Genomic DNA, 12,540 nt, shown 5'->3' on the forward strand with positions numbered 1-12,540 from the left:
GGTTATGAAAAAAACTTACACAATTTTACTCATGTTATTTTTCCTGAGTGCTTTTGCATATAATGCATCTGCACAATTTGTTGTAGCTCAGGATACGATCAGAGGGAGGATCGACTTCAGCCCTCGTTTGGGAGACTTGAATAATACAACAATTGTACCTAACGATTCGGTGTTCTACATGTTTCCTCCAGTTCCGGAGGCAGACCCATGGCGTTATGTAGATTATTACCTCCCATCGAGAGATACCAGAAGGGGGTATATACAGGGTACTAAACTGATGCGGATAGATGATTATGATATCGTAGAGGTAGAAAGACTGTCGTCTCATGGAACAATCTCTTTTAAGAACGATAACGTAAGGGTTCATATTGCTGTAGCGAATGTAACCTCAAAAGATACTTCTGTTAAGCTTGGCAACAATGGGGGCTATACAGTAAATGGTAAACCGGCAAAAGGAACTTCAAGATGGGCAGCTCCTAAATTACGCTACCAGTCTATATCGGTAACAATAAAAGGAAAAAATATTGTCTTCCCTAAAAAAGTTTATGAGCACCTGTTTGAGCCTGAAATTGATAACATGGTGGTATATTACAATGAGCCGAAAGATATTGTATATATCGTTGCAAATAATGGGAGTACAAATAATTATTATCAGGCTATGTGGCAAGTATCGCCGAGGGGTGTTGCTAATGTATATATATATGATCCCTCTTTAAAATAGATATCTGCCATATGTTGATGCATTTATACTAAAATAAAGGAAGTAAGACCTTTGCATATTTGCAAAATATATTTATCTTTGCATCCGCTTTGCGTAATCTCTGACGGGAGAGGCTCGTGTATATTGCGTATATTAACAAAAAACCATCATATAATCATGGATTTAATTAAAGTCGCTGAAGAAGCATTTGCTACAGGAAAAGAGCATCCTAAATTTAAAAGCGGGGATACAGTAACCGTTGCTTACCGCATTAAAGAGGGTAACAAAGAACGTGTTCAGCAGTATCGCGGTGTAGTTATCAAAATTTCGGGACATGGTGAGAAGAAACGTTTCACAGTTCGCAAAATGTCTGATAACATTGGTGTAGAAAGAATTTTCCCTCTCGAATCTCCATTTATTGACAGTATCACTGTAAATAAAGTTGGTAAAGTTCGTCGTGCTAAATTGTATTACCTACGTGGTCTTACAGGTAAAAAAGCCAGAATCAAAGAAAAAAGAGTTGCAAAGCAAGCTTAATTTCTTATTCTGTCGGTTGCACGGAAAAAGATATAGGAGAGTCTGTCTACAAACAGGCTCTTTTTTTATTTCGGAACAATATCCCGGAAATTAATTATGGTTACTATCCTGATTCCGATTCTGTACTTGTCCTAAAATATTTTTATCTTTAACCTTTTATATTCCATTTCCATAGGCATTGATTTATGAAAATAAGAGAGATTTATTATTTGATTATAATTCTGGTTGTTACATTTGTTGTCAATATCAATTTCATTCTCGCTCAAAAGAAAAGTGAATATGTAAACCTTTTTATTGGAACAGCAGGGGATAATGGTCAGGTTGATCCTGCCGCATGCGTTCCTTACGGTATGGTGCGTATCTGTCCCGATTCCGACCCAAGGACACATGTTGGTTATGATTATGATGTAACTAAAATATCAGGATTCTCTATCAATCGTATTTCGGGAATAGGATGCAGTGGAGCGGGTGGGAATTTAAGTGTACGGCCCGCCCTGAAAAAAGAAACATTGAATATAAATAAGAAGACAGAAACTGCTACGCCCGGTTATTATTCCGTGGTCTTGGATAATGGGGTGAAAACTGAATTCACAGCAACTAACAATGTCGCTTTCGAGCGGTTTTATTATCCATCAGACAAAGAGGCAAATCTGACATTGAATGTCGGAGCTTCTTTTACCAAGGTATTGGATGCGAAATATGAGATTATTTCAGATACCGAGATAGAAGGCTATATTCATGCCGGAAACACATGCGATCATGGCGCGTTTAAACTCTATTTTTATTTAACCACTAACAAGACATTTAGCTCAGTCTCAACAAGTGAATATGATACTGAATTACTATTTAAGAACACAGATGGGAAACCTGTTGAACTGCGAATAGCCATATCGCCGATAGATATTGCCACTGCAAAAGAAGAAAATGCCATAGCTTGTAAGCTCACTTTTGATATAGCAAAGAAGCAGGCTGCCGATAAATGGGAAGATATGTTGTCGCGAGTGGATGTGAAGGGAGGAAGTACTGAGGATAAGACCTTGTTCTATACTTCTATTTACAGGACATTTCTTAGTCCGGCTAACACTACCTCCTCCGATAACAGATTTTTGGGTACCGATGGCACTATATACCCGAAAGAAGATTTCATGTATTACAGTTCATGGTCTATGTGGGATACATACCGTACAAAATTCCCCTTAATAACATTACTGGATACAAAATCAATGCGTGATATTGCAAATTCTTTATGCAAACTTTATGTTTATGGCAAAAAAGACTGGGCCACAAAATTTGAATCAACACCTACTGTACGTACCGAACATACAATCGCAGTCTTATTGGATGCATACAAGAAAGGTATACCCAATATTCATTTGGAAGAAGCATATGAAGGGATGAAAAAGGAAATGGATAATCTTCCGGCCAATCGTCCCGATCAAACACTCGAAAGTTGCATCGACTGGTGGGCAATGGCTCAGATAGCCGGAATATTGAGAAGGACTGGTGATGCAGAATATTATAACGAAAAAGCAAAAAATACATTTATACAGACATGGAATAAAGAATTCAAAAATATTGACGATTCTTATGTGAAAATGCGCAATAGCGGTCTCTATCAGGGAACTCGCTGGCAATATCGCTGGGCACTACCTCAATATCTGGACGAAATGATAGAAAGTGTAGGAGGAAAAGAAAAGTTGGAAGAACAGCTCGATTATTTCTTTGCTAATAACCTTTTCAATCAGGGTAATGAAGTCGGGATACATACTCCTTATATCTTCAATAGATTAGGGCAATATGCAAAGTCTCAGAAAGCAGTCCGGCGGATAATAAAAGAAAACTTGAATCATCTTTACGGAGGGAATGCCGAATACCCTGTTCCATATTATGGCAAGCCATTCAAGGCTGAACCTAAAGGTTTTATGCCCGAGATGGATGAAGATGATGGAACAATGAGTGCATGGTATGTATTTTCATCTATCGGTCTTTTTCCTCTCGTAATAGGGGAGCCTTGGTATGAAATCACATCACCGTTCTATGAGTCGGTGGTTATCCATCTGGATAATGGTAAAAAATTGAACATCAAAGTAAAGAATCGTAAATCGCCTGCGGATATAATCAGACAGGTAACATTTAACGGGAATATTATACCGGATTTCAGAATCAGCCACAATGATATTGTCAAAGGTGGTACACTGGAACTGGAGTATTAAAAATTAATACAGAATAAATTTATATGAGAGATTTTATCATATCAGAATCAAAAAATAAAGAGGCCGTTCTTGTAGGCCTTATTACACAATACCAGACCGAAGAACAGGTAAATGAATACCTCGATGAACTGGCATTCCTCGCCGAAACAGCAGGCATTATCCCTGTAAAAAACTTCACTCAGAAACTGGAGCATTCCAACCCTGTTACGTTTGTGGGAACCGGAAAGCTACAGGAGATAAAACAGTATATGGAAGACAACGAAATAGACCTCGTAATCTTCGACGATGAACTGTCTCCGAAACAGATTCGCAATATAGAAAAGGAGTTACAGGTGAAGATTCTGGATCGTACCAGCCTTATTCTGGATATTTTTGCCATGCGTGCACAGACCGCTTATGCAAAGACTCAGGTAGAACTGGCGCAATATCAATACCTGTTGCCCCGGCTTACCCGTATGTGGACTCACCTCGACCGTCAGCGAGGCGGAGGTGTGATGATGCGTGGGGTAGGGGAAACCCAGCTGGAAACCGACCGCCGTATCATTCTCAACAAGATCGCTTTACTGAAAGAAGAGTTGAAGAATATAGACAAACAGATGGCGTCACAGCGTAAGAACAGAGGTAAAATGGTGCGCGTTGCCCTTGTGGGATATACCAATGTGGGTAAATCTACCTTGATGAACCTGTTGAGTAAGTCTGAAGTTTTTGCAGAGAATAAACTGTTCGCCACATTGGATACAACAGTGCGCAAAGTGATTATCGACAATCTTCCGTTTCTGTTATCGGATACGGTAGGATTTATCCGTAAGTTGCCGACTCATTTGGTAGAATCTTTCAAATCTACACTGGACGAGGTTCGTGAAGCGGATTTGCTGGTTCATGTAGTGGATATTTCCCATCCAAACTTTGAAGAACAGATTGAGGTGGTGAATAAAACGCTTTTGGAGATAGACAAGGAAGAGAAACCTACTATTCTGGTATTTAACAAGGTGGATGCTTTTACCTACACGCCGAAAGATGAGGATGATCTGACGCCTGCCACAAAAGAGAATATATCTCTGGAAGAACTGGAGAAATCGTGGATGCACAAGTTGCATGATGACTGCATCTTTATCTCGGCAAAACAAAAGATCAATATTGATGAATTGAAAAAGAAAGTTTACGAACGGGTAAAAGCCATTCATATAGAGCGCTATCCGTATAATGATTTTCTTTTTCAGAAGTATGATGATGAAGCTAACGATGCGTAAGGTAGTTTCGTACATAAAAGAGTCATTAAATGCGTATTATCCCGAAAGTGAAATTTCGGGATTTACGCGTATTATAATAGAATATATCACAAAGATGCCTTATCCGCAGGTGTTTATAGATCCGCCTGTTTCTACACCCGAATTACACAACCGGATAGATGTTATCCTGAAGCGGCTGAAGCAATACGAGCCTATACAGTATATCATAGGAGAAACTGAGTTTTTCGGATTGCCCTTTTCTGTGAACGAAAATGTACTTATTCCTCGCCCTGAAACAGAAGAGTTAGTTGAACTTATTCTCAAAGAAAATAAAAAATCAGAGTTAAGCTTATTAGATATCGGGACAGGTAGTGGAGCTATTGCGGTTGCTTTGGCGAAAAATATGGCTAGGACTTCGGTTTCGGCATGGGACATTTCGTATAAAGCATTGGATGTAGCCGCACTTAATTCAAAAGCAAACTCAACAGATATTTCGTTTGGCAGGGTAGATGTGCTGGGAGATTATCCCACAGATAAGAAGTATGATATTATTGTCAGCAATCCGCCATATGTATTGGAAAGTGAAAAGGAGCAAATGGAACGGAATGTGTTGGAATATGAACCTCATACGGCTCTCTTTGTAACCGACAATAACGCGCTCTTGTTCTATAAGCGGATAGCAGATATAGCGTTGAATTTATTAACTCCGGCCGGAAGGCTTTATTTTGAGATCAATCAGGCAAAAGGTGCAGAGACTGTAAAAATGCTTGAAGAAAAGGGCTTTACAGAGGTTGCCTTGTTTCAGGATTTAAGTAAGAAAGACCGTATGATAAGAGCTGAACTAAAACAATAAACCGAATGAAACTTTCCGAACCTCAAGCCCTCAATCGTGTAGCAGCCTATTGTTCCAAAGCGGAACGATGTGAGTTCGATGTGCGTAAGAAGCTTGTGGCATGGGAATTACCGGACGAAGCCATTAAACGGATACTTGACCGCCTAAAGAAGGAACGCTATCTTGATGATACCCGATTTGCAGGGAGTTTTATTAATGATAAGTTGAAATTCAATAAATGGGGAAAAACGAAAATCGTTTATGAACTAAGAAAACGGAATATCCCCGAATCGGTTTACAATCCGATATTGGAAGACCTGTCCGGCGATGAATTCGAAAAACAGCTGATGCATATCCTGACTATAAAAGCTAAATCGGTAAAAGCAAAGACAGAATATGAACGAAAGACAAAACTAATCCGTTTTGCTCTTGGCCGCGGGTTCTCTATGGATTTGGCAATCAGATGTGTGGACAAATTGCTCGGAGGTGATTATGAGGAATTTATTTCGTGATTTTCTTAATCTCTTTTTCCCTGACCTTTGTGTAGTCTGTAATCAAAGATTAAGCGAAGGTGAAGAGCATATATGTACCGATTGTTTACTATTATTACCCAGAACGAATTTTCATTTACAGCCTGATAACCGTCTTGAACAATTCTTTGCCGGACGGATACCATTCCAACAAATAGCGGCGTTCGCTTACTTTGTTAAAGGAGGAAGCATTCAAAGTATAATTCACGAACTGAAATATAAACGTAATCCGGAAATAGGGCGTTTTATCGGAGCGTTGTGCGGAGAGAATATCAAGGATAGTGCTTTCATTGCGGATATAGATTATCTGGTTCCCGTTCCCCTGCATCCCGGACGCCAGAAAGAAAGAGGGTACAATCAGTCTCTTGAGATTTGTAAAGGCATATCGGATATAACAGGCATTCCGATAGATGATAAAACTCTTATCCGGAAAGTAAATAATAAGTCTCAGACAAAGAATGCCCGCTTCGACAGATGGAAAAATGTAGAGGATATCTTCAGCCTGTCTGATACAGAAAATTTTGAAGGAAAACATATTTTGCTGGTAGATGATGTAATTACTACAGGTTCTACCCTCGAATCGTGTGCGAAAGAAGTACTGAAATGTAAAGATTGCAGGATCAGTATTTATGCTGTGGGAACAGCAGGCTGACCGTTTCTTTCTAATCCATTTCTAATGTACCTGTAACCTATATCTAATATACCTCAAAGATGCGTCTAATCTTTGAGATATATCTTTGCAGCAAAGAATATCAGTTCCACCTAATGAAAAAATATTTATATTTATTGCTGCTTTTTTTCAGTGAGTTATGTCTTTTTGCCCAAGAGGATAAATCAATAAAATTGACAGTTGGGGAGGTTGAGTCATTATTCCTGTCCAACAATCTTCAACTGATCGCAACCCGTTTCGATGTCGATATTGCAGATGCCGCTATAGCACAGGCAAAATTGTGGGACAATCCCAATTTATCTGTCAGTGACGTAAATTTATGGTCTACCAGATCGCAACGGGATGGAGAAAGTGAAGTTATCCCCCCGTTGTTCGGATCGTTTGCAAAAAATACGGAATTCAGCATCGAACTCAGCCAATTGATTCAAACGGCAAATAAAAGATGGAAACTCGTTAATAGAGAAAAGGTTTCGAAGGAAATAGCATTGCAGGAATTTGAAGAGGTATTGCGGGGACTTAAAGTCGAACTGCGCAACTCTGTTTACGAAATACAATATTCGCAAGCGTATCTGGCTATATTGACAAATCAGCGGGAATCATTATCCCGGCTTATCGAATCGCATAAGAAGCAGGTGTCCCAGGGAAATATTGCTAAAAACGAATTACTCCGGCTACAGTCTTCCTTCCTTGAACTGGAGAATGAAATAAACGAAGTCCTGTCTGACCTGAACGAACAGCAAAAAACACTTAAAGTATTATTGAATGTAGATCCGTTTACAAATCTTGAGATAGAAGAGGATGGGATTCCTCAAAAAAGCCCCGATTCTATTTTGTTAGCCCGCTTAATGGAATTAGCCGAAGAATCGCGCCCCGATATGAAATTGTACAAGCTGCAAACACAATACCACGAAAAATCACTTGCCTACGAAAAATCGTTAAGAGTGCCCGATTTGACAATCAGTGCGAACTATGACCGGTATGGCGGAGTCTGGAAGGATTTTATAGGTTTTGGTGTCAGTGTAGACCTGCCTTTCTTCAACCGTAATCAGGGGAATATCAGGGCTGCGCGTATAAGTAGGGACCAAAGCCTGTATCTGGCCCGGCAACAACAGAATGTTATACAGCACGAAGTCGCTGCATCCTACAACAACTATGTTTATACTTATGCCTTCTATAAAAAGATAAACGATGACAGTCTGCTCCCTGAACTGGACAATATGCTCGATACATACACAAAGAACTTGCAGAACCGAAATATTAATATGCTCGAATATATAGACTTTATGGATGCATACAGAGCGAATAAGCAAACGGTGCTTACAGCCAGGAAAAAAGTAAGTATACAGTTTGAGGAACTACAATATACCGTTGGTACAGAAATAAGATAAAACTATGATAAAGAAGCAAATTAAGAAAGGACTGGGGATATTTTGTATCGTCTTACTATTCTCTTGTTCAGGGAAAACCGAAAGCGCGACAACCCCGGATAAGATAAATAAGGCCTTTTTACAAAACGTAAGAACAGTAAGGGCCGGACTGGATAATCAGAACGAAGAACTGGTATTAACCGGAAAGGTAGAATATAATCCTGATAAAGTGATCAACTATGTATCGCTCGTGAATGGAATCGCAGACCGTACCTATTTTTCACTGGGTGATAAAGTACAGAGAGGACAGACACTGTTAGATATAAGAAGTTCCGACCTCAGTTCGTTACAGTCAGAATCCATAGTTTCGGAATCGGATGTGAAAATAGCCCAACGGGAACTCCAGACAGCCCAGTCGCTGTATGATGACAACATGCTGTCGGAAAAAGAATTACTGGAAGCGCAGGCACGGCTGAAACAGGCGCAGGCGGCGTACAACAAAAGCCAGAGTGATATCGCCGTACATGGCATAAATAAAGGAAATGGTACTTTTTCTATTAAGGCGCCGATGACCGGCTATATAGTAAATAAGAATGTATCCTCGGGCAGTACGGTGTCGACCGACAGCGAACCTTTGTTTACGGTAGCCGATCTCGGCACGGTATGGATAACGGCTAATGTATATGCCAGCAACCTCCTTTTTGTGAAAGAAGGGATGGAGGTAGCTATAACTACTCTTTCTTATCCGGGAGAGGTATTCTCCGGGAAGATAAATCAATTATCGCAGGTTTTTGACCCGGAAGAGAAAGTTCTGAAGGCAAGGATTATTATGCCTAATAAAGACATGAAGTTCAAACCTGAAATGTCGGTTGTAATTAAATTGAAAAATGAGGCGCATGAGCAGTTTGTGTCTGTACCCTCCGATGCTCTGGTTTTTGATGACGACCGCTACTTTGTGGTAGTGGAAGAGTCCCCGGATAGTTTTAAGATAAGAGAAGTAAACCTTCGCGGTCACAATAACAAGACAACATACATTGCATCCGGATTATCGGAAGGCGAGAATGTTGTCGTGAAAAATCAACTGCTGATATATTCAGGCCTTAAAGAGAATTAAATCATGCATAAGTTTGTAGAAAATATCATAGCATTTGCGCTTCGCAATCATATACTCATACTTTTCTTAACTACACTTTTATTTGTCGCGGGCATCGTTTGTTATATACATACCCCTATAGAAGCGTACCCAGATGTAACAAACACCCGCGTACGGATAATTACGCAATGGCCGGGAAGAAGCGCAGAAGAAGTAGAGAAGTTCGTAACCCTTCCTATTATGAAGGAAATGAACACCATTCCGCGTAAAACGGATGTACGCTCCACATCTTTATTCGGGTTGTCGGTAGTCACTGTTATTTTCGAAGACGGGGTGGATGATTTCTTTGCCCAGCAGTATTCATCCAACAGGATGCAGGATCTGGATCTGCCGGAGGGGACAGACCCTTCGATAGAACCGCCATCCGGTGCAACGGGTGAAATATACAGGTATGTGCTAAAAAGCGACCTGCCTATCCGGGAGGTAGCTGCCATAAACGAGTGGATAGTGGAGCGGGAGTTGCTCTCTGTGCCCGGAGTAGCCAGTATAGCCAGTTTTGGCGGGGAAGAAAAGATGTTTGAGATAAAGGTAAATCCGGCAGAGCTGAATAATTATAATTTATCTCCCCTTGAGGTTTACGAAGCCGTGTCGAAGAGTAACATCAATGTCGGCGGAGACATTATTCAAAAAGGGAGTCAGGCTTATGTAGTCAGGGGGATCGGTTTGCTGGAGAGTGTGGAAGATATTGAAAATATACTGATTGAGGTAAAGGGTGGGACTCCTATCCGGGTGAAGCAGGTGGCAACAGTAGATGTTTCCTCCAAGCCCAGACTCGGGCAGGTAGGTTTGGACGACGAAGATGATGTGGTGCAGGGTATTGTAATTATGCTCAGAGGGCAAAATCCAAGTGAAGTGATCGGGCATCTGAAAGAGAAGATTACCGAGTTGAATGACCGCATATTACCTGAAAATGTGAAGATAGAGCCTTTCCTCGACCGTACTACTTTAGTGGATTCTACAGTGCATACAGTTATGAGAAATTTGCTGGAAGGGATTATCTTAGTTTCCATAGTTGTATTTGTATTTCTTTTCAACTGGCGTACAACTGTAATTGTAGCCACTGTGATTCCGCTATCGTTTTTGTTTGCTATCATTGTGTTGCGGATACAGGGATTACCTGCTAACCTGATCTCGATGGGAGCGCTCGATTTTGGTTTATTGCTGGAGGGAACGCTCGTCATCGTAGAAATCATATTTGTAGCGATGGAGAAACGGTCGAAAGAGCTAGGGCAGCGCTTCACTAAAATATCGAAAAGCGGACTTATAAAGAAAAGCGCGGGGAGTGTGGCGTCCCACATCTTTTTTGCACAGGTTATCCTTGTAGTAGCATTATTCCCTATATTTTCATTTCAGAAAGTAGAAGGCAAGATGTTCTCTCCATTGGCTTTCACGCTCGGGTATGCTCTATTGGGCTCTTTGATTCTTTCGCTTACTTATGTGCCGGTCATGTGTAAGATATTATTGAATAAACCGGTTGAGGAGAAAACGAATTTTATCAGCAGGTTTTTCACATCTGCCTTACATAAAGTCTATTTGTTCAGTTCCCGGTACCGTAAAGGCGCAATTATAACTTTCTGCCTGCTGTTAACTGTTTGTGTCGTTCGCATGTGTTTTTGGGGTACTGAGTTTATACCCAGTATGAATGAAGGAGCAATTTATATCCGTGCAACATTGCCAAATAGTGTAAATCTTGACGAATCGGTGCGGACCACCAAAGAAATGAAGCAAAAACTCCGCCGGTTCGATGAAATAGAATTTATCTTGTCGCAGACCGGCCGGCCTAACGACGGAACAGATGCCACAGGTTTTTTTAATATAGAATTCCATGCGCAACTTAAACCAGAAAAAGAATGGAAGAGAAAAATCAAAAAGGATGAGCTGTTAGCCGAGATCAAGGATTCACTCGATATATATCCGGGTATTATACTCGCATTCAGTCAGCCTATTCAGGACAATGTAGAAGAATATGTGGCCGGAGTGAAAAGTTCTCTGGTGATTAAAATATTCGGTTCCGACCTTTCCCAGATGGAAGGTCTGGCCGACCAGACTGCCGCTGCCATAAAGAATGTGAGGGGAGTGGAGGATGTAAATGTTTTCAGGAGTGTAGGATTACCTGAGTTACAGATAAAGCTGGAAGAGTCGCGAATGGCCCGTTATGCGGTATCTATGGCTGATGCGCAGGCCGTAGTGGAAATGGCTATCGGGGGGAAAGCCGCCACAACGTTTTATGAGGGCGAGCGTACATTTGATGTCCAGATACGTTTTCAGAAAGAGTACAGGGACAATGAAGATAAAATAGGAAATATTCTGATCCCGACAATGGAAGGCAAGTATGTTCCGTTAAAAGAGATAGCCGATATCCGGTTTATTACAGGCCCGACGTTTATCTATCGTGAAGGCAGCAGCCGGTATGTGGGCATCGGATTCAGTATACGTGACCGTGATTTAGGGTCTACCATTGCCGAAGCTCAGAAAAAAGTGAGTGAAAGTGTAATGCTTAAGACTGAAAACAAAATGGTCTGGGCCGGAGAATTTGAAAGCCAGCAACGGGCTACGGCAAGGTTGGCGGTTATCATTCCTGCGGTGTTGCTTCTTATCCTTTTCTTGCTCTACCTTAACTTTGGGACGGTCAAGGATACGCTTATCGCAGCAAGCGCCATTCCTTACGCCTTTATCGGAGGATTTATTTCTTTGTGGGTTACAGGTACGGTATTCGGTATATCGGCAGGGATAGGGTTTATCATTCTGTTTGGTATTACGGCTATAGATAGTATATTATTGATCACCCTGATGAAAGCCCGTATGCAGCGTACCCGGAACCTACGGCTGGCAATCGACGATGCTGTGAAAAGCCGTATCAGGCCTGTACTGATGATTGCATTGATGGGTTCGATGGGATTATTCCCTGCGGCTTTGTCACAGGGTATGGGCTCGGAGATTCAAAGACCGTTGGCAATAATGATAGTAGGAGGGATTCTTATTTGTATGATTTTATCCTTTACAGTTCTGCCACAGGTGTTCTATTTCGCATACAGGAGAGATAAGCGGCTAAAGGATAAATAATGAACGTGAATAATGTCCGGAATCTTTATCTATATATAAAGTTCTTTGAAAATATAGTGTGTTAAGTTTTTTAGTGTTTTAATAAGGTTTGAGACGAAAAAGGTAACAACAAAAAGGTGACATAATGTGTTACTTTTGTTACCTTTTTTTAGTTGTAACTAATCGTGCCCTATCCTGTTCTCGAAAGAGAAAAAAGAAGCAATGAAAAAAGTATGTAAAGCCTGTTACTTTTGTTACCTTTTATAT

10 protein-coding genes are annotated in these 12,540 nt (G+C 40.8%); all 10 read left to right on the forward strand.

Going from position 1 to position 12,540, the window contains the following annotated elements:
• Positions 1-4: 4 nt before the first annotated feature.
• The 10 genes from HMPREF9455_RS16960 (at position 5) to HMPREF9455_RS17005 (ending at position 12,294) form a co-directional block, all read left to right on the forward strand.
• On the forward strand, positions 5-721 hold the full coding sequence (locus HMPREF9455_RS16960) for a hypothetical protein (protein WP_006800969.1): 717 nt from the start codon (positions 5-7) through the stop codon (positions 719-721).
• 156 nt (positions 722-877) lie between these two features.
• Positions 878-1,237 (forward strand): 50S ribosomal protein L19, encoded by a 360-nt coding sequence (gene rplS, locus HMPREF9455_RS16965; protein WP_006800970.1) that lies wholly within the window; start codon positions 878-880, stop codon positions 1,235-1,237.
• Positions 1,238-1,422: 185 nt separating this feature from the next.
• The gene (locus HMPREF9455_RS16970; RefSeq protein WP_006800971.1) at positions 1,423-3,450 is read left to right on the forward strand and encodes a glycoside hydrolase domain-containing protein; all 2,028 of its coding nucleotides are present in this window, start codon (positions 1,423-1,425) and stop codon (positions 3,448-3,450) included.
• Between the two features lie 23 nt (positions 3,451-3,473).
• Complete coding sequence (hflX, locus tag HMPREF9455_RS16975; protein ID WP_006800972.1) at positions 3,474-4,700, forward strand: GTPase HflX; 1,227 nt, start codon at positions 3,474-3,476, stop codon at positions 4,698-4,700.
• A complete protein-coding gene (gene prmC, locus HMPREF9455_RS16980; RefSeq protein WP_245532203.1) occupies positions 4,675-5,532 on the forward strand; it encodes a peptide chain release factor N(5)-glutamine methyltransferase in 858 nt (285 codons plus the stop codon). The genes hflX and prmC overlap by 26 nt, the downstream gene beginning before the upstream one ends.
• 5 nt (positions 5,533-5,537) lie before the next feature.
• Positions 5,538-6,023 (forward strand): regulatory protein RecX, encoded by a 486-nt coding sequence (locus HMPREF9455_RS16985; protein ID WP_006800974.1) that lies wholly within the window; start codon positions 5,538-5,540, stop codon positions 6,021-6,023.
• A complete protein-coding gene (locus HMPREF9455_RS16990; RefSeq protein ID WP_006800975.1) occupies positions 6,004-6,693 on the forward strand; it encodes a ComF family protein in 690 nt (229 codons plus the stop codon). The genes HMPREF9455_RS16985 and HMPREF9455_RS16990 overlap by 20 nt, the downstream gene beginning before the upstream one ends.
• A gap of 113 nt (positions 6,694-6,806) precedes the next feature.
• Positions 6,807-8,099, forward strand: a complete 1,293-nt coding sequence (locus tag HMPREF9455_RS16995; RefSeq protein ID WP_044216618.1) for a TolC family protein — start codon at positions 6,807-6,809, stop codon at positions 8,097-8,099.
• Positions 8,100-8,103: 4 nt separating this feature from the next.
• Entirely contained in the window at positions 8,104-9,192 is a 1,089-nt protein-coding gene (locus HMPREF9455_RS17000; RefSeq protein WP_006800977.1) for an efflux RND transporter periplasmic adaptor subunit, read from the forward strand.
• 3 nt (positions 9,193-9,195) lie between these two features.
• Positions 9,196-12,294 carry an efflux RND transporter permease subunit gene (locus HMPREF9455_RS17005; protein ID WP_006800978.1) on the forward strand — a complete coding sequence of 1,033 codons (3,099 nt, stop codon included), beginning with the start codon at positions 9,196-9,198 and terminating at the stop codon, positions 12,292-12,294.
• Positions 12,295-12,540 lie beyond the last annotated feature (246 nt).

This window comes from Dysgonomonas gadei ATCC BAA-286, assembly GCF_000213555.1.
Lineage (GTDB): Bacteria > Bacteroidota > Bacteroidia > Bacteroidales > Dysgonomonadaceae > Dysgonomonas > Dysgonomonas gadei.